The sequence below is a fragment of the Rhizobium sp. SU303 genome, assembly GCF_021052345.1.
GTDB classification, from domain to species: domain Bacteria; phylum Pseudomonadota; class Alphaproteobacteria; order Rhizobiales; family Rhizobiaceae; genus Rhizobium; species Rhizobium laguerreae.
On sequence record NZ_CP088096.1, the window covers coordinates 305,018 to 327,363 of the forward strand.

General features: G+C 61.2%; 23 protein-coding genes. 15 read left to right on the forward strand and 8 right to left on the reverse strand.

Going from position 1 to position 22,346, the window contains the following annotated elements:
* Nucleotide 1 precedes the first annotated feature (1 nt).
* Nucleotides 2-1,048: a Gfo/Idh/MocA family protein gene (locus RlegSU303_RS26005; protein ID WP_094088019.1), complete on the reverse strand. Its 1,047-nt coding sequence runs from the start codon at nt 1,046-1,048 to the stop codon at nt 2-4.
* 367 nt (nt 1,049-1,415) lie between these two features.
* Here RlegSU303_RS26005 and RlegSU303_RS26010 point away from each other — a divergent pair, with 367 nt between their 5' ends.
* The 6 genes from RlegSU303_RS26010 (at nt 1,416) to RlegSU303_RS26035 (ending at nt 7,815) form a co-directional block, all read left to right on the forward strand.
* Complete coding sequence (locus tag RlegSU303_RS26010; protein WP_131718395.1) at nt 1,416-2,714, forward strand: extracellular solute-binding protein; 1,299 nt, start codon at nt 1,416-1,418, stop codon at nt 2,712-2,714.
* Nucleotides 2,715-2,784: 70 nt separating this feature from the next.
* Nucleotides 2,785-3,714, forward strand: coding sequence for a carbohydrate ABC transporter permease (locus RlegSU303_RS26015; protein ID WP_003550501.1), 930 nt, complete (start codon nt 2,785-2,787; stop codon nt 3,712-3,714).
* A complete protein-coding gene (locus RlegSU303_RS26020; protein WP_011649125.1) occupies nt 3,711-4,553 on the forward strand; it encodes a carbohydrate ABC transporter permease in 843 nt (280 codons plus the stop codon). The genes RlegSU303_RS26015 and RlegSU303_RS26020 overlap by 4 nt, the downstream gene beginning before the upstream one ends.
* Nucleotides 4,554-4,591: 38 nt before the next feature.
* Nucleotides 4,592-5,830: an ROK family transcriptional regulator gene (locus RlegSU303_RS26025; protein WP_094088017.1), complete on the forward strand. Its 1,239-nt coding sequence runs from the start codon at nt 4,592-4,594 to the stop codon at nt 5,828-5,830.
* A 46-nt stretch (nt 5,831-5,876) separates the two neighbouring features.
* Nucleotides 5,877-6,731, forward strand: a complete 855-nt coding sequence (locus RlegSU303_RS26030) for a sugar phosphate isomerase/epimerase family protein (protein WP_131708229.1) — start codon at nt 5,877-5,879, stop codon at nt 6,729-6,731.
* Between the two features lie 22 nt (nt 6,732-6,753).
* A complete protein-coding gene (locus RlegSU303_RS26035; RefSeq protein ID WP_094088015.1) occupies nt 6,754-7,815 on the forward strand; it encodes an ABC transporter ATP-binding protein in 1,062 nt (353 codons plus the stop codon).
* 164 nt (nt 7,816-7,979) lie between these two features.
* On the opposite strand, the gene RlegSU303_RS26040 is transcribed toward RlegSU303_RS26035, so the two are convergent.
* Nucleotides 7,980-8,453, reverse strand: coding sequence for a ProQ/FINO family protein (locus RlegSU303_RS26040; protein WP_131718394.1), 474 nt, complete (start codon nt 8,451-8,453; stop codon nt 7,980-7,982).
* Between the two features lie 276 nt (nt 8,454-8,729).
* On the opposite strand from RlegSU303_RS26040, the gene panC reads away from it, so the two are divergent.
* Nucleotides 8,730-9,659 carry a pantoate--beta-alanine ligase gene (gene panC / locus RlegSU303_RS26045; RefSeq protein WP_094088013.1) on the forward strand — a complete coding sequence of 310 codons (930 nt, stop codon included), beginning with the start codon at nt 8,730-8,732 and terminating at the stop codon, nt 9,657-9,659.
* A complete protein-coding gene (panB, locus tag RlegSU303_RS26050) occupies nt 9,656-10,477 on the forward strand; it encodes a 3-methyl-2-oxobutanoate hydroxymethyltransferase (RefSeq protein ID WP_094088012.1) in 822 nt (273 codons plus the stop codon). Before panC ends, panB begins: the two co-directional genes overlap by 4 nt.
* Nucleotides 10,478-10,498: 21 nt before the next feature.
* Here panB and RlegSU303_RS26055 read toward each other — a convergent pair whose 3' ends face one another.
* Complete coding sequence (locus RlegSU303_RS26055) at nt 10,499-11,413, reverse strand: hydrogen peroxide-inducible genes activator (protein WP_131718393.1); 915 nt, start codon at nt 11,411-11,413, stop codon at nt 10,499-10,501.
* Between the two features lie 143 nt (nt 11,414-11,556).
* Between RlegSU303_RS26055 and katG the strand changes: the two genes are divergently transcribed.
* Complete coding sequence (gene katG, locus RlegSU303_RS26060) at nt 11,557-13,737, forward strand: catalase/peroxidase HPI (protein WP_131718392.1); 2,181 nt, start codon at nt 11,557-11,559, stop codon at nt 13,735-13,737.
* Nucleotides 13,738-13,835: 98 nt separating this feature from the next.
* Here the strand turns inward: katG and RlegSU303_RS26065 are convergent, their stop codons facing one another.
* The 3 genes from RlegSU303_RS26065 to RlegSU303_RS26075 all read right to left on the reverse strand — a co-directional run bounded on the left by RlegSU303_RS26065 (nt 13,836) and on the right by RlegSU303_RS26075 (nt 15,410).
* On the reverse strand, nt 13,836-14,096 hold the full coding sequence (locus RlegSU303_RS26065; RefSeq protein WP_131718391.1) for an antitoxin: 261 nt from the start codon (nt 14,094-14,096) through the stop codon (nt 13,836-13,838).
* Nucleotides 14,097-14,166: 70 nt separating this feature from the next.
* Nucleotides 14,167-14,724: a DUF3299 domain-containing protein gene (locus tag RlegSU303_RS26070; protein ID WP_017957329.1), complete on the reverse strand. Its 558-nt coding sequence runs from the start codon at nt 14,722-14,724 to the stop codon at nt 14,167-14,169.
* A gap of 227 nt (nt 14,725-14,951) precedes the next feature.
* On the reverse strand, nt 14,952-15,410 hold the full coding sequence (locus RlegSU303_RS26075; protein ID WP_017957328.1) for an SgcJ/EcaC family oxidoreductase: 459 nt from the start codon (nt 15,408-15,410) through the stop codon (nt 14,952-14,954).
* 191 nt (nt 15,411-15,601) lie between these two features.
* Between RlegSU303_RS26075 and RlegSU303_RS26080 the strand changes: the two genes are divergently transcribed.
* The 4 genes from RlegSU303_RS26080 to RlegSU303_RS26095 all read left to right on the forward strand — a co-directional run bounded on the left by RlegSU303_RS26080 (nt 15,602) and on the right by RlegSU303_RS26095 (nt 19,844).
* Nucleotides 15,602-16,729: a sensor histidine kinase gene (locus tag RlegSU303_RS26080; protein WP_131718390.1), complete on the forward strand. Its 1,128-nt coding sequence runs from the start codon at nt 15,602-15,604 to the stop codon at nt 16,727-16,729.
* A complete protein-coding gene (locus RlegSU303_RS26085; RefSeq protein WP_131718389.1) occupies nt 16,726-17,388 on the forward strand; it encodes a response regulator in 663 nt (220 codons plus the stop codon). Before RlegSU303_RS26080 ends, RlegSU303_RS26085 begins: the two co-directional genes overlap by 4 nt.
* Nucleotides 17,385-19,307 (forward strand): sensor histidine kinase, encoded by a 1,923-nt coding sequence (locus RlegSU303_RS26090; RefSeq protein WP_131718388.1) that lies wholly within the window; start codon nt 17,385-17,387, stop codon nt 19,305-19,307. Before RlegSU303_RS26085 ends, RlegSU303_RS26090 begins: the two co-directional genes overlap by 4 nt.
* Nucleotides 19,308-19,376: 69 nt before the next feature.
* Nucleotides 19,377-19,844, forward strand: coding sequence for a response regulator (locus RlegSU303_RS26095; protein ID WP_017957324.1), 468 nt, complete (start codon nt 19,377-19,379; stop codon nt 19,842-19,844).
* A gap of 51 nt (nt 19,845-19,895) precedes the next feature.
* Here RlegSU303_RS26095 and RlegSU303_RS26100 read toward each other — a convergent pair whose 3' ends face one another.
* Nucleotides 19,896-20,363, reverse strand: a complete 468-nt coding sequence (locus tag RlegSU303_RS26100) for a nuclear transport factor 2 family protein (protein ID WP_017957323.1) — start codon at nt 20,361-20,363, stop codon at nt 19,896-19,898.
* Nucleotides 20,364-20,500: 137 nt separating this feature from the next.
* Here RlegSU303_RS26100 and RlegSU303_RS26105 point away from each other — a divergent pair, with 137 nt between their 5' ends.
* Nucleotides 20,501-20,872: a winged helix-turn-helix transcriptional regulator gene (locus RlegSU303_RS26105; RefSeq protein WP_017957322.1), complete on the forward strand. Its 372-nt coding sequence runs from the start codon at nt 20,501-20,503 to the stop codon at nt 20,870-20,872.
* Nucleotides 20,873-20,885: 13 nt separating this feature from the next.
* Here the strand turns inward: RlegSU303_RS26105 and RlegSU303_RS26110 are convergent, their stop codons facing one another.
* Entirely contained in the window at nt 20,886-21,860 is a 975-nt protein-coding gene (locus tag RlegSU303_RS26110; RefSeq protein ID WP_131718387.1) for a zinc-dependent alcohol dehydrogenase family protein, read from the reverse strand.
* 50 nt (nt 21,861-21,910) lie between these two features.
* Between RlegSU303_RS26110 and RlegSU303_RS26115 the strand changes: the two genes are divergently transcribed.
* Nucleotides 21,911-22,327: an acyl-CoA thioesterase gene (locus RlegSU303_RS26115; protein WP_131718386.1), complete on the forward strand. Its 417-nt coding sequence runs from the start codon at nt 21,911-21,913 to the stop codon at nt 22,325-22,327.
* Nucleotides 22,328-22,346: the final 19 nt, after the last annotated feature.

Here is a 22,346-nt window from a genome sequence, read left to right on the forward strand (position 1 = left end):
GTCAGGCGAGCGCTTCATCGGCGTGGCTGAGATCGGAGGCCAGCGCCTTGTCCAGGACTTTCTGGATATTGGCCGCCCGCCGGAACGAGGGTTCCTGGGTCCTGCCCGCCCGCACAGCCTGGACGAAACGCTGGTAGTTCGTCTCGACCGGATCGAACGGGACGTCACGCCAGGTCGCCGTGTGCACGTCTTCTCCAAGACAGGCGCGAAGTGACGATTTTCCGGTATCGTAGATCATCTCGATCGAGCCGGTTTCGCCATAGACCCTGAGGCGCAGCTGATCCATCTGTCCGGCCGCCGTGCGCGTCGCCTGGATCGTCCCGATCGCGCCATTGGCGAAATCGACATTCATCGTAAAGCTGTCATTCGCATCGAGATCATACTCGCCGATCTTGTGTCCCGGCGCCTTGTCGAAGGTCTTCAGCCGCGCGAAGACATGTGCAACGTCGAGCCCGGAGCCGTATGATGCGAAATCGACGATGTGGATGCCGATATCGCCCAGCGCGCCGTTGGATCCGTGCTTCTTGCTCAGCCGCCACAGCCATTTGCTCTCGCTCTTCCAGTCGCCCCAATGGCGGCCGACCAGCCAGCTTTGCAGGTGGGAGGCCTCGACGTGCCTGGTCTCCCCGATTTCGCCGGCGAGCACCATCTGCCGGCCTTTCTGAAGAGCAGGCGAATTGCGATAGGTGAAATTGACCATGCCGACCTTGCCCGATCGCTCGATGGCCTCGGTCATCTCCATGGCCTTGACGGCATCGGTGGCGAGCGGCTTTTCGCAGAAGACGTGCTTGCCGGCTTCGATCGCCTGCAGCGTCGTCGGGTGGTGAATGCGGTCCGGCGTGACGTTTGCCACTGCGTCGAACTCGCCCCAGGCGAGAGCCTCCTCGAGGGTCGTGAAATGATTGGCGATGCCATGTTCGGTGCAAAAGGCGGCGAGCCTTTCCGGGACGACATCGACGCCGCCCACGACACTGACGCCTTCGATCGCCTTGAAGTTGGCGGCATGCTGGTTGGCCATTCCGCCGGTACCGAGAATGAGTAGACGCATCCTATCCTCCATGGAATTACTGCCCGCGGCAGTTCAGTCGGGCAAAACCGCACTCGCACCATCGCAGCCATCCGCGATTGCCTCGTGCCCTTCTTCGGGAAATTGCGGTGGATGCGCCGCGCGTGCTGCGGGACGCTCCATCACTTTCATGGCGCATGTTCTTTTGCGGAAATCGATCTCGATTTTCCGGAACTGTGCGCTAGCTGCTGTTGATTGTCGCCAGCATCCCAACCTCCCATGTCTGGCCTTCCAAGCTGTGGCTTGACATCAAATCAAAGTAACTTAATCTAATTAATGCAGCACGGAAATGAGGAGAGGTCAACTGACCGCCAGGCTGTATCCGTTCAAAATGGGGAGGAGACCCATCATGAAGAGCGCCACCGTCAGCGCATTTGCGCTGAGCACAATGTTATTTTCAGCATCCGTTTCATTTGCCCAGGAACTTGCCACAAAGGACAGGATCGGCCTTGCCGATGCGCCGAAATCCCTCGTCGTCCGTTTGACGAACGATAGTCCCAACAATTCGGATCCGGCGATCGCCGAGGGCTATCAGAAGCTCTTCGTCGATTTCATCAAGAAGCATCCGGACTGGAAATTGCAGCTGCAATTCATGTCCTCGGACATCGGCACCGAACAGGCCAAGATGCTGGAGCAGGCCAAGGCCGGTAATGCGCCTGACTGCGCTGCCGTCGACTCCTTCGTCCTCTCGCAGTTCATGGTCAATAATGTTCTTGCGGACTTCACGCCGTATTTTTCGAAGGAGGAAGTGGATGACCTGTTCCCCTTCATCCGCAGCGGCATCACCGATCAGGACCAGAAGGTCCGCGCCTGGTGGTGGGATACGGACCTTCGTGTGCTCTACCGCAACAAGTCGATCGTTGCGGATGCGCCGCAGACATGGGACGACCTGAAAAAGGCCGCGCTCGCCTCCACCAAGGAAGGCATGGAAGGCGTTCTCTTCAATGGCGGGCGCTGGGAGGGGACGACATTTGACTGGCTCGCGAATTATTGGGCACTCGGCGGCAAGCTCGTCGACGACTCGGGCAAGCCGGTATTCGGCGAAGGCGAGAACAAGGAGAAATTCCTGAAGGCGCTGAATTATTTCAAGGATCTCGTCGATTCGGGTGCCGCGCCGAAGCGCGTCAGCACGATCGCGAATTACGACGATATGAATGCCGCGGCCGCCGCGGCGACGACGGCGCTCTTCATCGGCGGCAACTGGCAATATGCGCAGCTGAAGGCCACGCTCGACGAGGACGAGTTCAACAACTGGACCTTCTCGCCGATCCCCGGCCCCAGCGCCGATCAGCGTTCGACCGGCACCGGTGGCTGGACGATCGCCTCCTTCAGCAAGGACAAGGACAAGATCGAGATGTGCGCCAACCTCGCACGCGAGGTCTATATGGGGCCGGCAAATGCGCTGCAGCAGCAGTTGCCGACCAGGAAGTCGCTGTTCGACAAATATGAGGTCTTCTCCACCGAAGCCAACAAGACCTTCGCCGCGGCTCTGGTCGATGGACAGGCACGCCCGGGTGTGCCGATCTATCCTGAAATCTCCAACCAGATCCAGATCATGATGGGCGACGTGCTCTCGGGGACCAAAAAGCCGGAAGACGCCTTGAATGCCGCCTTCAATGCGGCGCTGGAGGCCTACAAGCGTCTCTAGTGCTTCCGACCGTGACGGCGCCTGCCCGCCGGGCGCCGTCGACATTGCGAAACCCCGCACAGAGAAGCCAATGAGCCCCATTGCCATCGAGGCTGACAGCCCGCCTCAAAGCAGAACGTTCATGCGCCGTTTCGCCGGTGCGCCCCTGCCCTGGATCATGCCCGTGATCGTCGTCATCGGCATCTTCTACCTTTACCCCGTCATCGACGTTTTCAGGCTTTCATTCACCAATGCCACGCTGATCGGCGACAATCAGGATTATACGCTGGGGTCGATCACCAATGCGTTGAGCTCGCCGCAGCTACCCGACATTTTATGGGCGACCCTGATCTTCGTCGGCGGCAGCGTCATCGGCCAGCAAATTTTAGGTCTTGCGGTCGCCGTCGTGGTCATCCGCGGCGAAAAGCGCGGCCTGTTCGGCACCACCATACTCAGAACGACGGCGCTGGTTGCCTGGGTCGTCCCCGGAATTGCCGGTGGCATCATCTGGCAGATGCTCTTTTCCGAAGCGCCTTATGGTGCGCTGAACAGCATTCTGAGGTTGATGCACATGCCTGTTGTCGCCTGGCTCTCCGACCCCGCGATCGCACCGTGGTCCACCCTCATCTCCAACATATGGCGCGGCACGGCATTTTCGATGGTCGTCATGTATGCGGCGCTGAAGTCGATCGATCCCTCGCTCTATGAAGCGGCCGAGGTCGACGGTGCGACGGCATCACAGCAGTTTTTCTTCGTCACGCTGCCGCAGCTGCGCGCGGCGATCCTGGTCAATATGATCCTCATTACGATCCAGACGGTGAATACCTTCGATGCGATCATCACGCTGACGGGCGGCGGTCCGGGGCGTGCGACCGAGGTCATCTCGCTCTACGTCTTCAATATCGTCTTTAGAAACTACGACCTGTCCGGCGGCAGCGTGCTCTCCGTGCTCATGCTGATCATCAGCCTCGGGCTGGCCTTTATCTATGCGTCGTTCCTGCCGAAGGAGGAAGAGCAATGAGTGGACGGACCGGAACGCGCCTCGGCGATGCCATGAGCTATCTGTTCATGCTGGTAATGTTCGTGTTCTTCGCCGGCCCCCTCACCTATCTCCTGTCGATGGCGATGCGCGACAAGCGCGAGATCTATCGCGGCGCGGCGCGATATATTCCAAACAATCCCACCATCGACAATTTCATCACCGTTTTGAACAACAGCTATTTTCCGATCTATCTGTGGAACGGCCTCAAACTTGCTGCCCTCAGCGGGCTGGGCGTTCTGATCGTCGCGCTGCCCGCGGCTTACGCTTTTTCCCGCTTTCAATTCCGGGGCAAGGGCCTGTCGATGATGGGTTTGCTGCTCTTCCAGATGATCTCGCCGCTTGTCATCATGGTGCCGCTCTACCGCTACATGAATCGCCTCGGCCTGCTGGATACGCATTTTGCCGTCGTCATGGTCTATATCGCGCTTGGCGTTCCGCTGGCGACCTGGCTTCTGAAGAGTTCGGTCGACGGCATCCCGCGCAGCCTCGACGAAGCGGCGATGATCGATGGCTGCAATCGATTTTCGGTCTTCTGGCGCATCATTCTGCCACTATCGGCGCCGGGCATCGCCTCCGTCTTCATCATCACCGTGATTGCCGGCTGGTCGCAATTTCTGGTGCCTTTTCTGTTGCTCACGAAAAATGACCTGATGCCGATCGGCGTCGGGATCTTTAACTTCCGCGGCATGCAGACCGACTCGTCCATTCAGTTGCTTGCCGCCGCCTGCCTGATCGCGGTCGTTCCGGCGATCGTCGCCTTCCTGTCGCTCCAGCGGCTGATCCTCGGGGCAATGACCAGCGGCGCGGTCAAGGGATGACGAGCGGTTCAGGCTATGCGCAAGGAAGGATTTCGAGCATGAACCAGACACTCGGCGCCAGGCTGTCCCCGGATCTGACGGGCGCCAATGTCGAAGATGCAGGTGAGCACAACAGGGCCGTCGTCCTGCGCTGCATTCATCGCCAGGCGCCGATTTCGAGAGCCGAAATCGCCAGGCGGACGGGCTTTACCAAACCGGCGATCGCCCGGATCGTCGACCGCCTGCTGGACGAGGGCCTGATCATGGAAGCCCGCCGGCGGCATGGGCTCAGAGGCCAGCCGGCGATCGAACTCGAAATCAATCCGGATGCCTGCTTTGCCATCGGCATCAACATTGATCGCGACCATCTGACGATCCTGGCCGTCGATGCCGTCGGCAATGTCCGCGCCCGCGTGCACCACGAGAAACGCTTCATCCTGCCGGCGGAATTCCTGCAGCTCACGGCCGATGCGATTTCGCATTTCCAGCGCAGCCGGCTCATCGACGACGCGCGCCTCGCCGGCATCGGTCTGGCGATGCCGGATTGGCTTGGCGAAATTTCGCTCCTCGGCAAGCCCGAGGCTTATCAGGAATGGACGGCATTCGATGTGCGCGCCGCACTGGAGAACCTGACGCAGCATCCCGTCTTCATCGAAAACGAAGCCAATGCCGCAGCCCTTGCCGAACTCGACTACGGATTGGGCGCTGAAAGCAGCAGCTTCTTCTACATCGCCATCAATCCATGCCCGGGTGGCGGCCTCGTGCTCGACGGCAACGGTCATCGTGGCGCCATGGGCCTCAGCGGTGAAATCGGCTGGCTGCCGATCGCCGACGGCGGGGACGGGAAGGTCCATAAGGTCCAGCTTCTCGGCGAGATATTCTCGTTGTTCTTCCTCTATGATTTCCTCGCGCGGCACGGCGTCGAGGTGAGTGTTCCCCACGATCTCCTGACGTTGGATGCGCATGGCAGGCGCCTCGTGTCGCAGTGGCTGAAGGAAATGAGCGCGCATCTGGCAGTCGCCGTCAAGCATATCGGCATGGTCGTCGACCCAGACGCCGTCCTCGTCGGCGGCAGATTGCCGATCCGCATCGTCGACGAGTTGCTGCGCTATGTGCACGAGCATCTCGATCCCGAGGACACCAACCTTCCCTCACTTCATCGCGCCTCGCTCGGAGAGGATGCCTCTGCCATGGGCGCGGCGGTCATGCCGATGGCGGCGGCCCTCATGCTCGCGTCGGCGGACCCGGCTCAACGCATACGTTCGCCACTCAAGAACATGGACCGTCTGAACAGTTGAAACGGCCGTATGGCCTCAGGGATTTGATGAAGATGGGAGGATTTGGGTGAAGATCGGCTTTTACACCTCGACATTCAACGATCGCCCCCTGGAGGAGGTGGTCGATTTCGCCGCATCGGCCGGTTTCGACGCCATCGAGATCGATGTCGGCGGTCATATCAAGACGCCGGATCGGGTGGAAGCCGCCGTCGCACTTGCACGTAGCCGCAACCTCTTCGTGTCGTCGATCACCTATTTTGGCAATCAGCTCGATGCTGACCGGGCAAAGCGTGATGCACTTCGGGCGAAGACTGCCGAATTTGCCGGCGCGATCGGGCAAGCCGGCGTCCCGATCTTCGTGATCTTCCCGGGCCGGGACGACACCGCAAGCGACGAAGCCAACTATGATGACTTCGCCGATTTCGCCAATGAGCTGATCGCGCAGACGCAGCCCTATGGCCTCACCTTCGCAATCGAGAACTGGCCGGGTCCGAAGGACAATTTCATTGGAACGACGCCCAAAGGATGGCAGGAGCTTTTTCAGAGGATCCCGGATCCCCGCTTCGGGCTGGAATTCGATCCTTCGCACCTCATCCGCATTGGCGTCGATCCCTATGAGGCGATGGAGGCAGTGAAGGATCGCATCGCCATCCTTCATGCCAAGGACACGGCGATCGATCCGGAGAGCCTGCAGGCTGTCGGCTATCACGGCAAGGGCTGGTGGCAATACAAGCTGCCCGGGCTCGGCCTCATCGATTGGCCGAGGTTTCTGCGCCAGGCCCGCGGGGCTGGCTTCGATGGCACGCTGTCGATCGAACATGAGGATGCGGCCTTTGGCTGGCCGGGCAAGGACTTAGCCGCTCGCAAAGACGGCGAGCGCCTCGGCCTCGATTATTTGAGAAATGTCCTGAGCGGACTTTGACAGCGATTTCGGGAGGACGGCAATGGCCCATGTTTCGGTCAACAATGCGCGCAAGGATTACGGCGCGTTCAAAGCCATTAAAGGCGTATCGGTCGATATCGGCGACGGCGAGTTCGTCGTTCTGGTCGGCCCTTCGGGCTGCGGCAAATCCACGCTCTTGAGGATGATTGCGGGCCTCGAGGGCATCACTTCGGGGCAGATCCAGATCGGCAAGCATATCGTCAACGAGCTTGCCCCCAAGGACCGGGATATCGCGATGGTGTTCCAGAATTATGCGCTCTACCCGCATATGACCGTTGCCAAGAACATGGGTTTTTCGCTGCGGCTGAAACGGATGCCGAGGACGGAGATCGATCAGCGGGTCGGCAATGCCGCGAAGATCCTCGGTCTCGAAAGTCTCCTGGAGAGATATCCCAAGCAACTGTCGGGCGGCCAGAGGCAGCGTGTGGCGATGGGGCGGGCGATCGTGCGCGACCCCGCCGTCTTTCTCTTCGACGAGCCTCTGTCGAACCTTGACGCCAAGCTCAGGGTGCAGATGCGCTCTGAGATCAAGGAACTGCATCAACGGCTGCAGACGACGACCATCTATGTCACCCATGACCAGATCGAAGCCATGACCATGGCCGACAAGATCGTCGTCATGAAGGACGGCCTGATCGAGCAGTCGGGCTCTCCGCTGGAATTGTACGATCGCCCGAACAACCTTTTCGTCGCCGGCTTCATCGGCTCCCCGGCGATGAATTTCATCAGCGGCAACATGACGGAAGATGGGTTTCGAACCGCCGACGGCCTGCTCCTGCCGAGCGAGCGCCGTCCGGCAGATGCCGTCATCTACGGCATTCGTCCCGAACATATCCGGTTGGACCCGGGCGGCATCGAGGTCACGACGGTGGTCGTCGAGCCGACGGGTTCGGAAACGCTCGTCATCGTCCGGCTGGGGGCACAGACGCTGACCTGCGTCTTCAGGGAACGGATCAGGGCAGCCCCCGGTGAGGTCCTGAGGATCGCGCCGATCCACGATACCGTCCATCTGTTTGGCGCGGACGAGCAGCGGATCACATCAGGCGAAGCACCGTTGAACTAACCCGGCCGATTGCCCCTCCCCTTCGGTCGGCGCCGGCCGGGGGCGCGTTTTCCGCGCCCCCGATGCGGCCAAACGCAGAGAGCGACTACGTCGCCCTTGTGAATGGCGGTCGCACAACCAAGACCGCACAATGACTGCAAGCGAGACGCTGATGTCATCTCGCTCTAGCTGGCGGCGTTCCTTTTGCCGAGGAGGGCTGCGCGGATCTGTTCGCTTTTGCTCAACAGGGGAGCGGGGACCGGTGCCGTCTGCTCGGACGCGTCTGTCTTACCGGTGGTCTGCTTGAGGCTCAGAAAGCGTTTTTGCGCGACCAGCCGGTCTTCGGACGACAGTGGTTCGACAGGTTCACCGTTAAGACTGTGGCGCATGGAATCGGGTTGGGCGCTGGCGAAATAGTAGCGCCGGCCGTGGACATAGGCCGCGGTCGCTCGTCTGAGCGTCGTGACGCCGGCCTCGGGCTTCAGGAGCGGACGGAGTTCATTGAAAAGGCCGACGGCAAAAGGAAGGATCGGATCTCCCGCCTTGGCCGGAAGGACGCCGACCGGCCGGATCAACAGCACATTGATCGCGTTTGCCTTCTCCACGTCGAGCTCGGTTGCCGCAATCGGTCCACGGCTGATCTTCCAGGGCTTGTCCATGCGTCCTCCATGTAACGTCCATAGCGATCGACTGTGATGGTATCTTGACGGACAGGGCGAGTAACGGAAGTCGCACATCGTCGGTTCCACTGCAAGCAGGTGAGACGCGCAACAGGAGCCAAGTGACGAAAATCCGTTCCCCAGGGCCGATATGGTCCGGTGTCATCGGCTGGCGTTTCATCTAATCGTTTTTATCGAGGAAAATGCATTGACCTGCCGCATCGATTACACTTCTTATCCGCGCCCAAGATGGAGTGACCGGCCAGGGGAGGATATATGCGGATTTTCTCGAGCATTGACGAACTGCGCCACACGCTCGACGCGCTGAGGCGGCAGGGGCGAACCGTCGGCCTTGTTCCGACGATGGGCTATCTTCATGCCGGTCATATGGAGCTCGTCTCGCGCGCTCGAGCCGAGAACGACATCGTCGTCGTCTCGATTTTCGTCAATCCGCTGCAGTTCGGCCCGGCGGAAGACCTCAGCAAATATCCGCGCGATCTCGAACGCGATGCCGCCATGCTGAGACAGGCCGGCGTCAATTTCCTTTTTTCGCCTGGTGTCGAGGACATGTATTCCCGCCCGATGTTGACCGTCGTCGACATTCCCGATCTCGGGCGCGAACTCGAAGGGGCGGTACGGCCCGGGCATTTTGCCGGCGTCGCCACGGTTATCTGCAAGCTTTTCAACATCGTGCAGCCGCAGACCGCCTATTTCGGAGAGAAGGATTATCAGCAGGTCGTCATCATCAAACGCATGGTGGACGATCTGGCTGTGCCGGTGCGCGTGATATCGGTGCCGACGGTCAGAGACAGCGACGGCGTCGCATTGTCGTCGCGCAACGTCTATCTCAGCGAGGCGGAGCGGCATGCCGCGGTGATCGTCCCTCAGACCCTTGACGAGGCCGAGCGTCTGGTCGCCGGCGGCCTGACCGATCCGGTGGAGCTCGAGGCAAAGCTCACGGCATTTCTCAATCGCGAGCCTCTGGCAAAGCCCGAGGTCGTCGCCGTCAGGGATGCCGCAACGCTGCAGCCGATCACATCGATCGCAGAGCCTGTCGTCGTGGCGCTCTTCGTTCGGGTCGGCTCGACACGACTGCTCGACAACAGGGTCGTCAGTAACAACCGAGTTGTCGGAGACAACCGGGTTGTCGGGAACAAAAGGGTTATCGGCGGGCAGAGCTTGCCGGGAAAGGGAGTGACCAGATGAGCGCGGCCGGAATTCAGAAGCGCATTACGCCACCGCGCATCTCAGCCATGAAGGGCGGCAAGCCGATCGTCTGCCTGACCGCCTATACGACGCCCATGGCGCGGCTGCTTGATGAGCATTGCGACCTCCTGCTGGTCGGGGATTCGCTTGGCATGGTGCTCTACGGCATGGAGTCCACCATCGGCGTGACGCTCGACATGATGATCGCGCACGGCAAGGCGGTGATGCGCGGTGTCGGCAAGGCCTGCGTTGTCGTCGACATGCCGTTCGGCAGCTATCAGGAATCCAAGGAGATCGCCTTTCGCAATGCTGTCCGCATCCTGCAGGAAACCGGCTGCGATGCCGTCAAGCTGGAGGGCGGCGAGGAGATGGCCGAGACCATCGCCTTTCTGACCAAGCGGGGGATTCCGGTTATGGGCCATATCGGCCTGATGCCGCAGCAGGTCCAAACCGCAGGCGGTTATCGATCTGTCGGCCATTCCGAACACGAGACGTCGAAGATCCGCCGCGATGCCCACGCCGTTGGCGGCTCGGGCGCCTTTGCCGTCGTCATCGAGGGCACGGTGGAGCCGCTCGCCCGGGAGGTGACGTCCGCCATGCACGTCCCGACCATCGGCATCGGCGCTTCTTCCGCCTGCGACGGTCAGGTTCTGGTTTCCGACGATATTCTGGGGCTCTTCAGCGATTTCACCCCGCGCTTCGTCAAGCGCTACGACGAACTCGGCAAGAGGATTTCGGCCGCGGCTGCCGCCTATGCCGACGAGGTCCGATCGCGACAGTTTCCGGCAGCGGAGCATACGTTCAAACGGCGATCCTGAGGCGAGGCGATGTGAGCTCCATCACCGCGCGATATACTGTTCGCGCATGCTGTCGGCTGATCGGCGAACCGCCTCGGAAACCTGCTGGAGCTGATTGGCCATGGGCGTCGAATTGCGCCAGATCATGCCGATCGTTCGCGACGGCTGCGGAGATTGGAAGCGCGAAATCGAAACATGCGCCGAGCGCGTTTCGAGGGGAACGGCCATCTCGGGAATCAAGGTGATGCCGATACCGGCGCTGACCATCTGAACCAGGGTGGAGAGAGAACTGCCTTCCATGACTTCCCGGGGACGGGCCTGCCCTATCTTGCAGAACGACAAGGCCTGATCGCGGAAGCAATGGCCTTCCTCGAGCAGCAGCAATCGCATTTCGCGCAGCGCCTCGCGTTCGGGCACCGGCTTACCCTCGTCTTCGGGCCGCCGAACCAGCACGAACTCTTCCTTGAAGAGCTCGAGTTCTGCCAGGGAGGGTTCCGACACGGGCAAGGCAACGATTGCCGTGTCGAGCTGACCTTGCGCCAGCTCCTGAACCAGCTTCGACGTCTGCGTTTCGCGCACTTCGATCTGAATGCCTGCAAAGCTCCTGTTCAGATCGTTGATGATTGCCGGCAACAGATAGGGCGCAATCGTCGGGATGATGCCGATGCGCAGCCGCGTCAGAAAAGGATCGCGCGCGGCGCGCGCCAGTTCCGCCAGTTCGTCCACGCCACGCAGGATATCGCGGATCCTGAGAGCGACGGTCTGACCGAAGGCGGTCAGCTTCACCTCGCGTGCGTTGCGTTCGAAAAGCTCACCGCCCAACTCTTGCTCAAGTTCTTTGATCTGCATTGACAATGCCGGCTGGGAGATCGCACAGGCGTCGGCGGCACGTCGGAAGCGGCCATCTCTTGCCAGTGCTTCAAAATAACGTAGCTGTTTCAGGGTAAGGTTCTTCATAACCTTAGCTTATCGCAACGATCAGTAAATCAAACTTAAATTTATGAAGCGCTTCCGATATGAAGACTGCAGGGAGAGAGTGGGGCGCCAGCTCGGCTCATCTTTTTGGACCGCAGACAGATCAAGCAATCAAGGAGACGATCATGGACAACCCCACTGACAGCGCAGGCAAATGTCCTGTTGCACATGGCAATACGCCTCGCGGCAGATCCAACCGCGACTGGTGGCCCAATCAGTTGAACGTGCAGATTCTTCACCAGAATTCCGGCCGAGCCGACCCGCTCGGCCAGGCCTTCGATTATGCCGAGGAGTTCAAGAAGCTCGATCTCGACGGCCTCAAGAAGGATCTTCACGCGCTGATGACGGATTCGCAGGACTGGTGGCCAGCCGATTTCGGTCATTATGGCGGCCTGTTCATCCGCATGGCCTGGCACAGCGCCGGCACATACCGCATCACGGATGGCCGCGGCGGCGCCGGGGCCGGCCAGCAGCGTTTTGCGCCGCTCAACAGCTGGCCTGACAACGTGAACCTCGACAAGGCCCGCCGCCTGCTGTGGCCGATCAAGCAGAAATACGGCAACAGGATCTCCTGGGCTGACCTGTTGATACTCACCGGCAACGTCGCGCTCGAATCCATGGGTTTCAAGACGTTCGGTTTCGCCGGCGGCCGCGCCGATGTCTGGGAGCCGGAAGAACTCTACTGGGGTCCTGAGGGTACCTGGCTGGGTGACGAGCGCTACAGCGGCGAACGCGAGCTGGCAGAGCCGCTTGGCGCCGTGCAGATGGGCCTCATCTATGTCAACCCGGAAGGCCCTACCGGCACTCCGGATCCGCTGGCGTCTGCCCGCGACATTCGTGAAACCTTCGCCCGTATGGCGATGAACGACGAAGAAACCGTGGCGCTGATCGCCGGCGGGCATACCTTCGGCAAGACCCATGGCGCTGGCGATCCGTCGTTTGTCGGTGTCGACCCGGAAGGCGGCGAGCTCGAAGCTCAGGGCCTGGGTTGGACCAGCAAGTTCAACACAGGCGTCGGTCGCGATGCCATCGGCAGCGGCCTCGAAGTGACCTGGACCCAGACGCCGACCCAGTGGAGCAACTACTTCTTCGAAAACCTGTTCGCTTTCGAATGGGAGCTGACCAAGAGCCCGGGCGGCGCGCATCAGTGGCAGGCCAAGAACGCCGATGCCTCCATTCCGGATGCCTATGATGCATCGAAGAAGCATCTGCCGACCATGCTGACCAGCGACCTGGCACTGCGTTTCGATCCCATCTACGAAAAGATCTCGCGCCGCTTCCTGGAAAACCCTGCCGAGTTCGCCGATGCCTTCGCCCGCGCATGGTTCAAGCTGACCCACCGCGACATGGGACCGAAGGTGCGCTACCTCGGTCCGGAGGTTCCGGCCGAAGACCTGATCTGGCAGGACGTGATCCCGGCCGTCGATCATCCGCTTGTCGACGACAAGGATATCGCCGACCTCAAGGCAAAGGTGCTCGCAACGGGCCTCACCGTGCAGGAACTGGTTTCGACCGCCTGGGCGTCCGCCTCGACCTTCCGCGGCTCCGACAAGCGTGGCGGCGCCAATGGCGCGCGTATCCGCCTTGCCCCGCAGAAGGACTGGGAAGTCAATCAGCCGGCGCAGCTCGCCAAGGTCCTCGGCGTTCTCGAAGGCATCCAGAAAAACTTCAACGCCGCCCAGACCGGGGCGAAGAAGATCTCGCTCGCCGACCTGATCGTTCTGGGTGGTGCAGCCGGCGTCGAGAAAGCGGCAGCGGCCGGCGGTCATGCCGTCAGCGTGCCGTTCACGCCGGGCCGCATGGACGCCTCCGAGGCACAGACCGACGCGCATTCCTTCGCGGCGCTGAAACCCCGTGCTGATGGTTTCCGCAACTACATCGGCGGCCGGCAGTTCATGAAGCCGGAAGAAGCCCTGGTGGACCGTGCCCAACTGCTGACGCTGACCGGACCTGAAATGACCGTTCTCGTCGGCGGCCTGCGTGTGCTGAAGGCCGGCGCGCCCGAACATGGCGTCTTCACCTCCCGTCCGGAAACACTGACCAACGACTTCTTCGTCAACCTGCTCGACATGGCCACGCAGTGGTCGCCCGCTGCCGGCAAGGACGGCGTTTACGAAGGGCGTGATCGCAAGACCAACGAAGTCAAGTGGACCGGCACCCGCGTCGACCTGATCTTCGGCTCGCACTCGCAGCTGCGCGCCTTTGCCGAAGTCTATGGCCAGGCCGATACCAAGGAGAAGTTCGTGAGGGACTTCGTCGCGGCCTGGACCAAGGTCATGAACGCCGATCGTTTCGATCTCGTCTGATCGGCAGCATTTTGCCCGGGCGCAGTTTCGGCTGCGCCCGGGCATTTTTCATCGGAGACCGGACCTACCGCCCGACCGTCCAGTCGATGAGATGGGTATCACTTGAACAGATCCTGAAGACCAGGCCTCTCTTGCCCCTTCGGCTGCTCTCGCCCTTCCGCCATGAAATCGTCGCTGAGGCCGCGCTCCAAGGCGCTATGCAACGATGCCCACCGCACGCCGCGATCTGCCCGTGGCCGAAAGATCACAGCATCCCCTTCCCGAGTCACCTCCACCTGGTCCACGTCGAAGCGGAACTCCTTCGGCAGCCGGACGGCCTGCGAATTGCCGGATTGGAATACGCGCGCATATTGCGGCATGAGAACCTCCGCAGCTTATATATGCCGTAGTTGGCGGCATCCATGCCAGAAACCGTCTCTGAGACTTCCACTAGCGAGGCTGGATGCCGAAAGGCGAAAGTGACAGCAGATCGGGATCCGTCGTCGCCGTTACTGTCGCTACTTGGGCATGGTTTATGCTGTAGCCGTAGGTGAGGACGCGGTCACCGTCGATCATGAAAAATTGCGCCTGATCCAGGCCGGGCCGCAGGGTACCCGTCACGGTGACGGTCTCGTACATTCTTGCCAGGTGCAAAGGCTCTTCCGGAACGACACGAACCAGTTGGTTGGGCGGAGGGGAAGGCATGTGGCTGCAGGCTCCGGCCCAAGGCACCAGCATGAATTCGTAGACAAGATCGCCATCCTGGTCGATCGGCAGAACGAAGCCCGTCAATTCGATCGGATGCCCCTCGCCATGCCAGGCGAGTGTTTCGCCCTGTGGGCCGCTCACCCCCTTGCCCGACAGCGGCACCGTCGCTTTGGCCTGATCGGCCGGCCGCAAAGCACTCCAGAAGATAGGCTGCGCGGCAGCGAAGGCGTTAGAAATTGGCCATGCGGAATAAAATGCCAGCGCCGCGAACGTCAGGAGGAAAGGTTTGTGTTTCATCATTGCATCTCCATCGGGCCGGCCGCTTTTTACTACCCTGCAGCTGCCGCATGGATGCTACTCCCGATCCCGCTTAGCCGTCAAAGCTTTGAGCCCGTCCTGCTGTTCAGCAAGTGCCATCGACCGGAGCGATAGCGCGGGGAAATGGCGAACCGATTGGTTGGCAGTTAAGAGACCCCGCGTGGGGTGAACGCGGGATCTCCCTGCCGGACCGGCGGGCTGGTGAAGCCTTACTTCTCCGGCATCATCGAAGAGTGGTGCGAGGTGATCAGCCAGTTCCCGTCCTTGAACTCATAGGTATAGGTGTAGCGGGCGGGAACCTTCGAACCGTTTTTCATGGTAAAGGTGTAGGTGCCGAGGTCGACGGCCCAGTTGCAGCCGATCTTGATGTCGCGGCTGTCGACATGGCCCTTGGGCTCATTTGCCAGGAAGTGCTCGAAATAATCGATCCGTTCGGCCTGGGTGAGGCGGGGCTTGTTCGACAGCGTCGCGAGCAGCACGGAGTCCTCACTGTAGTTCTTGGCGACCTCTTGGGGGCTCAGCGTCGCGAGTGAGGTATTCCAGCGGTCGAAGAGCTTGGCGATTTCCGCCTCGCTTGTCGGCGCACAGGTTGCGGTTTCGGCAGCCGCCGCGGCTGACTGGACCTGAACGAAACCGAGAATGAGGGCGGCAGCAATGATGGTACGCATTTTGACTTTCCTATGTGGCGGTTCCGGCGGACATCGCATCGGTCGACCGCATGACCGACATCTAAGGTGCCCAGTGCCGCCGCCCCATCTGCCGGGTGGCTCCGATCGGGTCTGCCGAACGGCATAGATGACATTCCCGCCGGAATGACTATCGTGCCGGCGTCATTCATATCGGAGCAGTCCCGTCAGGCATGAACCACGATACAGGCGCGACGCATTCGCCGAACGTAACGGAATTGAAGGCCCTTTACCGGGCAGCGGAAGCGCGCGCGGCTCGTCTGCGCTTCATCATCGAGGCGCGAAACCTGCTTGACGCACAAACTTTCGAAGGGGCTGCTCAGGAGGTTCTGTCCCGTCTCGCCGACTTCGCGGGAGCATCTTTTGCCGAGCTCGTTTTCCCGTCCTCACAAGAAGAGCTGCCTGTGCAGATGACGGTGGGCAAGTCGACGAGCCCCGGAAGCGACAGCATCTTGTTTACCTCGCAAGCCGGTTCCAATCTTCGCTTGATGCTTATCGGATCGCCGGGAGGGCGCGCCATGGATCCCGACGACCGGCAGACATTGGAGGTGGTGGCGGGGCAGCTCGCCGACGCCTACAATCTCAATCGGCAGGCAGCGGAAAACCAAGCGCTTCTCGGCGATCTCCAGCGGCAGCGAAGTGAACTCGCGGCCCTTGTCGCGCAATTGATCCGGGCGCAGGAACAGGAGCGGCAGCGGGTGGCGCTCGATCTTCACGACGGCTCGGCGCAGCTGGCCGCAGGCCTCAGCTATCGCCTGCAGGACCTCGCGGCGCGCATCGGCGAGGCGCATGTCCTGAAGCCCGAGATCGACCAACTCGCTGCACTGGCGCGCCATTCCGTTGCCGATCTCAGGGCGGCCATCGCCGACCTTCGCCCGCCCGAACTCGATGATCTCGGTGTCGCCGCGGCCCTGCGCACGCGTCTCGATGCGATCGACGGTCTCGAAGTGATCGCCGACCTCGATGCCGCCTCCGACCGCTGGCCGGCATCGACCGGGATTATCTTCTATCGCATCGCGCAGGAAGCGATCACCAATGTGATCAAGCACGCCGAGGCGAGCCGCCTGGTCGTTCGGCTATTCGAGGACGGCAAGGGCGAAGCGCATCTCGAAGTGATCGATGATGGCAAAGGCATCGGCGAGTTGCAACATCCCCAGATGCGGGGCGGGCAACTCGGTATCGTCGGCATGCGGGAACGGCTGGCGCTGCTCGGTGGCCGGATCGAGATCGAGGCCGGGTCTTCGGGCGGCACGCATGTCCGCGCCGCCGCCCCGCTTGCGCAGGAGACGACATCAGAATGACGGCATCGATCCTTGTCGCCGACGATCACGACATCGCCCGCGCAGGTCTTATCGCCATGATCGGCGGTCAGAACGATTTCCATGTCGCCTTAGATGTGCGCGATGGCGTCGAAGCGGTGGAAGCCGCGGCTCACCACAAGCCGGATCTGGCACTGCTCGACATCCGTATGCCGCGCATGGACGGCCTCGCCGCGACGAGGGAGATCCGGCGCGTGTCGCCGGGAACACGTGTCATGATCATCACGATGCATGACAGCCTCGATTATCTGGAAGCGGCGATCGAAGCAGGCGCCACGGGCTATCTGCTCAAGGACGCCAGCCGGGAAGACATTCTCCGCACGATCCGCCGCGTCCTTCAGGGCGACGCCTTCTTCGACGGTCCGCTCGTCGCCAAGCTGTTGCGCCGCGCCGCCACCAAGCCGCAGACCAACAACAGCGCCCTGGAGACGCTGACGATCCGGGAGCGCGAAGTCCTGTCGAAGGTGGCCGAGGGTCTGACGAACAAGGAGATCGCCAGGACCCTGAAGATCTCGCCCGGTACCGTGAAGATCCACGTCGAGCGCATCATCGGCAAGCTGGGCGCCGGCGACCGGACGCAGGCCGCGGTCATGGCCGTTCGCGGCGGGCTCGTCGCAGCATCCCGGGAAGAAGAGCCATGACCCTGCGGTTCGCCGATCTGCCGCTGAGGGCGAAGGGCATCATCATCATCACCGTGCCGCTGGCGCTGCTGCTTGCGGCTCTCGCCTCCGTCTTCGTGGCCGACCGGCAAAGCCGGATTGCCGAGGATCAGGTGCGGGTCACGCTCGAGATCCAGTCGGGCATTCAGGAGATCCATGCCTCGATCGCCGAAGCGGCCACCGCGATGCGCGGTTATCTGCTGACCGGCAGAGCCGACTTTCTCGATCCCTTCAACCGGGCCGAAGACAGGCTGCCCGTCGTGCTCGATGAAGTCGGTCGCCGGTTGCGGGATGACGAGCAAAAGAGCCGCCTCAAACGCATCCGCACCCTCGTCATCGCGAAAGTCGATCGTCTCCAACTCCTGAAACAGGCCGACATCCTGCGCGCCGGCGGACGCGAGGACCTTGCGGCCAAGCTCATCGAGGGCAAGCAGGTCCTCGATGTGCTGAGACAGGAAATCGACGCGATGAGCCGGCGGGAGGCCGATCTGCTTCACGCGAGGACCGAGGCCGCGGAGCGGGTTCGCACTCTGTCGCGAAGCCTGATGATCGCCGCCGGCTTTCTTGGGTTTGCCGGCGCGCTCGTCGCCGTCTTCCTGTTTTCGGCAAGCATCGTGCGCCGTGTGCATGCGCTGAAAGCCGAGGCGCATCGGCTGTCGCAAGGCGAGGTCGTCACGGTGGCGGATCCCTTCCGCGATGAACTCGGAAGCCTCGGACAGGCGCTCGAAGATGCGAGCGTGCTTCTGAAAAAACGCGAGGCTGATCTGACCGAGAGCGAGGAGCGTTTTCGGCAACTGGTCGAAGGCGTCAGCGACTACGGCATCTTCGGGCTCGATACTTCAGGGCGGGTGATAAGCTGGAATGCAGGGGCCGAGCGGATCACCGGTTATGGCGCCGAGGAGATCGTCGGGCAGCATTTTTCCCGCTTCTATCCCACGGAAACCAGGGACACATTTCCGGCAGAAGAGCTTGCCGAAGCAGCTCTTCACGGACGCACCGAAGCGGAAGGCTGGCGCCTTCGCAAGGACGGCTCGCAATTCTGGTCGCACGTCGTCGTGACCGCACTCCATGACGAGACGGGGCGGTTGCGCGGCTTTTCCAAGATCACGCGCGATATAACCGAGCGCAAGCAAATCGAAGAGGCCCTGCTTGGCGCCCGTGAGGATGCGATCCGCGCGAGCAACGCCAAGAGCGAATTTCTGTCGCGCATGAGCCACGAACTGCGCACGCCGCTGAATTCCGTGCTCGGTTTCGCGCAGCTTCTGGAAATGGACGTCACCGATACCGAGTCCAGGGAGAGCGTCGCGCAGATCTTGAGGGCCGGCCGGCATTTGCTCAGCCTCATCGACGAGGTTCTCGACATGGCGAGGATCGAGGCCGGGCACATGGATCTCGCTGTCGAAGCACAGCCCGTCGCCGAGGTGATCGATGAAGCCGTGTCGCTTGCGAGACCGCTCTGCGGCAAGCAGCAGATCACGATCGAGGTCGTCGAGCCGGCCGAGCCGGATATTTCGGTGCTCGCCGACCGACGGCGTCTGCTGCAGGTGTTTCTCAACCTCCTCTCCAATGGAGTGAAATACAATCGCCCCCAGGGAAGCGTAACAGTCAGCCACCGCGCGATGGATGGCGGCCGTATCCGCATCGAGGTCAGCGATACCGGTCCCGGCATTCCGACCGAACGCGTCTCCCGGCTTTTCACCCCGTTCGATCGGCTGGGAGCGGAACGGATCAGCCAGGATGGAACCGGTCTCGGGCTCGCGCTGTCGAAACATCTGACCGACGCAATGGGCGGAACGCTCGGCTTCAGCAATCGGGAAGGCGGCGCCACTTTCTACGTCGATCTGCCGCGCGCGCCTGCAGCGGCAGAGGCAAGACCGGTTGCGATGGGAAGCCCGCCGTAAGGCATCGCCTTTGATTTGGCCGCGCCGCTTGATATCAGTTCGGCATCGCTTCAACGAAATATTGGGTCCATGACAGATTCCACCGATATCGTGCGCCGATCGACGATCCTGATCGTCGACGACGAGCCCGCCAATGTCTCGCTGCTGGAGCGTATCCTCAAGCGCGAAGGCTTTACGGCGCTGATCAGCACCACCGAACCGCGCGAGGCCTTGCGGCTCTTTCGCGAACATCCTGTAGATCTTGTTCTTCTCGATCTGATGATGCCCGATCTGGACGGTTTCGCCCTGCTCGAGACCTTTGCGAGGCTCATTCCCGAAAACAGCTATCTGCCGATCCTGGTGCTCACTGCCGATGCGACCTTGCCGACGCGCCGGCGGGCGCTTTCTCTCGGCGCGAAGGATTTTCTGACGAAGCCCTTCGATGCGATCGAGGCCATTCTGCGCATCTTCAACCTTCTGGAAACCCGCATCCTGACCCTGGAACTTGCCAAACACGGGCTGGCAACGCCGAAATCGGAGCGTCCCCGGATTGATTGATGCGGATCGCGCCGACAATGGGGGCCAGCCATGACGCCGGCCCCACACAACTCAGAACATGGTGTTCTTGTTTGCCGCCTCTTTCGGAACGGCCTGGATCACGTCCCAGTGCTCGACGATCTTGCCGTCCTTGACGCGGAAAATATCGACGATCGCCTGGCCGCGGTCATCGGCGCCGTTCGTCGCGTGCACATGCAGCCAGACGAGATCGCCATCGGCGGCGCTGCGGACGATCTCAGCCTTCGATTGGGCATTGTCCTTGAAGAAGCCGGTGAAGAAGGAAATCAAGGGCTTCTTCCCGTCGGGAACTTGGGGATTGTGCTGCCGGTAGTCGTCAGCGACGACCGAGGCGGCCTCGATATCGTGCTTGTTGAAGAACCTGTCGTAGAATTCCACCACCAGCTTCCGGTTGGCTTCCTCGATCTTCAAATCCCGCGAGGCCGATTCAGCAAAAGCGCCGGCCGGCGCGGCGACGCCTGCCAAAATGACGAGTGCGAAAAGCGATTTCCCGAATGTCATGCATCAAGCTCCTTGGTATGGATTCGCGATCTAGTCTAGAAAGCAGACTATGAGAGCTGGTCTATGAAACCTGGGCATGCCGAGCAAGAAGGCAGGTTTTAGTGGCAAGGTCAGCCGACGATGACCGAGGACGGAGCATGCCCAAGGAAACGGACGAGCCGAAACAACAGCCCGGGGCGGGATGCCCGATCAGAGGCGTGCTCGATCGTATCGGCGATCAATGGAGCCTGCTCACCCTCGAGGCACTGGAAGGCGGAAAGAAACGCTTCAACGAGCTGATGCGCGAGATCGGGGACATCTCGAAACAGATGCTCTCCAAGACGTTGAGGCATCTGGAGCAGGACGGCTTCGTGCGGCGCACCGTCTATCCGCAGGTTCCGCCTCGCGTGGAATATGAGCTGACGGAACTGGGGCAATCCTTCCTCATTCCCATGAAAACCCTGATCGGATGGGCCGAGCAGAACCACCCGGCAATTACCAGTGCGCGGCAACGACACGAAAACGCCTAGCGGCGAAGCCCTGTCAGGCCAAGAGCACCTTGCCGCCCGTTCGCAAGGGAAGCGCGGACTGCAGGGCTTGCCGGACCTTTTCCAAGGGGAATACCTCCCGCACCTCGGTCGCGATGACCTTCGAAACGATGTGCGCCGCGACCTTGGAATAGGCGTGCTGCACGTCGTCAATAGCTTCGGAATGAACCCATTCCCTGAGGTGAAAATAGGAAAAGGAAATATCGGGATGGGACGCCCAGAATGAATTCGGAATGCTTTGGCCCGAAAGCAGGCCGTAATGCACGAAGCGTCCGCCCGGCCGCAGCGCATCGGCGAGGACTGCGGCGCGCGCACCTCCGACGCAATCGAGCACCGCGTCGAGCCCATGCCGGCCGGCGAGCTGGGCAACCAGATAACTTTCGCTTTCTTCCCTATCGATGATGACAGCCTCGAGCCGACCGCGCAGGCGCTCAAGCGATCCTTCGCTGCGGACGATGGCGACCGGCTCCACGCCTGCGGCATTGGCGAGACTGATCAATATCGCTCCGATCGAAGAGGCGGCGGCGTTGATGGCGATGCGCATGCCCGGCCTCAGCCCGATCTTGGCATGCAGCATCAACCAGGCCGTCATCGGATTGACGTAGCTCGTTGCAGCTTCGAAGTCGGTGAGATCGTCTGGAACACGAAGGCACCAATCGGGATCGGTATCCTTGAATTCCTGCCAGCCACCGGCACTGCGCACTGGCAGCACGCGTGTTCCCGGGGAAAGCCCATGAACCTCCTCGCCGCACCGTTCGACTACGCCGAACGCTTCGAAGCCGGGAATGAAGGGCAATGTCGTGCGTCCGCTATAGGCTCCTGATATGGTGATGATATCGGACGGGTTGATCGCCCGCGCCAGCAGGCGCACCCTCACCTGGTCACGCCGCAGCGGCGGCAGCGCAGCCCGCTCGAGCTCGACGACATCCTGAGCCGGGCCGAATTTTCGCACGACCGCCTGATATTGCATTGCATCCCCCACACACTGCGGTTAGATCACCCCGTCGAATTGGTGATCGAATGAGCGTTGACGGCAGGCCTTTAGCATCGTTCCGGGTCTCGATGCGAGACATCGACATCTATGGTCATGTCCACAATTCCCGTTATCTCGACTATTGCGAGGATGCGGTCGTCGAGTTCCTGCGGCAACGGCAAATTCTCAGCCATTTCCGTCACACTTCCTCCGGCGTTGCCTATCACGTGAAGAAGGCGGAGATTACCTTTCACAGCCCGATCGACCTCGACGATGTTGTCGAGGCAAAGGTGGACGTGGAAAAAATCGGGCGCACGAGCCTATCCTTTGCCATAGAACTCTTTCGCCAGCGCGATCGCGCCCATTGCGCTTCGACGCATTTCGTCTGGGTCTGCGTCGGCCTCTCCGACAGCCGCCCGACGCCGATTCCCGAAGCGACCAGAGCCGCTCTGTCTCCCGGCTGACGGCCGATCATTCAAACCA

Coding starts and splice junctions, on each gene's coding strand:
- RlegSU303_RS26005 (WP_094088019.1), bottom strand. CDS start 1,048: ATGCGTCTACTCATTCTCGGTACCGGCGGAATGGCCAACCAGCATGCC.
- RlegSU303_RS26010 (WP_131718395.1), top strand. CDS start 1,416: ATGAAGAGCGCCACCGTCAGCGCATTTGCGCTGAGCACAATGTTATTT.
- RlegSU303_RS26015 (WP_003550501.1), top strand. CDS start 2,785: ATGAGCCCCATTGCCATCGAGGCTGACAGCCCGCCTCAAAGCAGAACG.
- RlegSU303_RS26020 (WP_011649125.1), top strand. CDS start 3,711: ATGAGTGGACGGACCGGAACGCGCCTCGGCGATGCCATGAGCTATCTG.
- RlegSU303_RS26025 (WP_094088017.1), top strand. CDS start 4,592: ATGAACCAGACACTCGGCGCCAGGCTGTCCCCGGATCTGACGGGCGCC.
- RlegSU303_RS26035 (WP_094088015.1), top strand. CDS start 6,754: ATGGCCCATGTTTCGGTCAACAATGCGCGCAAGGATTACGGCGCGTTC.
- RlegSU303_RS26040 (WP_131718394.1), bottom strand. CDS start 8,453: ATGGACAAGCCCTGGAAGATCAGCCGTGGACCGATTGCGGCAACCGAG.
- panC (WP_094088013.1), top strand. CDS start 8,730: ATGCGGATTTTCTCGAGCATTGACGAACTGCGCCACACGCTCGACGCG.
- panB (WP_094088012.1), top strand. CDS start 9,656: ATGAGCGCGGCCGGAATTCAGAAGCGCATTACGCCACCGCGCATCTCA.
- RlegSU303_RS26055 (WP_131718393.1), bottom strand. CDS start 11,413: ATGAAGAACCTTACCCTGAAACAGCTACGTTATTTTGAAGCACTGGCA.
- katG (WP_131718392.1), top strand. CDS start 11,557: ATGGACAACCCCACTGACAGCGCAGGCAAATGTCCTGTTGCACATGGC.
- RlegSU303_RS26065 (WP_131718391.1), bottom strand. CDS start 14,096: ATGCCGCAATATGCGCGCGTATTCCAATCCGGCAATTCGCAGGCCGTC.
- RlegSU303_RS26070 (WP_017957329.1), bottom strand. CDS start 14,724: ATGATGAAACACAAACCTTTCCTCCTGACGTTCGCGGCGCTGGCATTT.
- RlegSU303_RS26075 (WP_017957328.1), bottom strand. CDS start 15,410: ATGCGTACCATCATTGCTGCCGCCCTCATTCTCGGTTTCGTTCAGGTC.
- RlegSU303_RS26080 (WP_131718390.1), top strand. CDS start 15,602: ATGAACCACGATACAGGCGCGACGCATTCGCCGAACGTAACGGAATTG.
- RlegSU303_RS26085 (WP_131718389.1), top strand. CDS start 16,726: ATGACGGCATCGATCCTTGTCGCCGACGATCACGACATCGCCCGCGCA.
- RlegSU303_RS26090 (WP_131718388.1), top strand. CDS start 17,385: ATGACCCTGCGGTTCGCCGATCTGCCGCTGAGGGCGAAGGGCATCATC.
- RlegSU303_RS26095 (WP_017957324.1), top strand. CDS start 19,377: ATGACAGATTCCACCGATATCGTGCGCCGATCGACGATCCTGATCGTC.
- RlegSU303_RS26100 (WP_017957323.1), bottom strand. CDS start 20,363: ATGACATTCGGGAAATCGCTTTTCGCACTCGTCATTTTGGCAGGCGTC.
- RlegSU303_RS26105 (WP_017957322.1), top strand. CDS start 20,501: ATGCCCAAGGAAACGGACGAGCCGAAACAACAGCCCGGGGCGGGATGC.
- RlegSU303_RS26110 (WP_131718387.1), bottom strand. CDS start 21,860: ATGCAATATCAGGCGGTCGTGCGAAAATTCGGCCCGGCTCAGGATGTC.
- RlegSU303_RS26115 (WP_131718386.1), top strand. CDS start 21,911: ATGAGCGTTGACGGCAGGCCTTTAGCATCGTTCCGGGTCTCGATGCGA.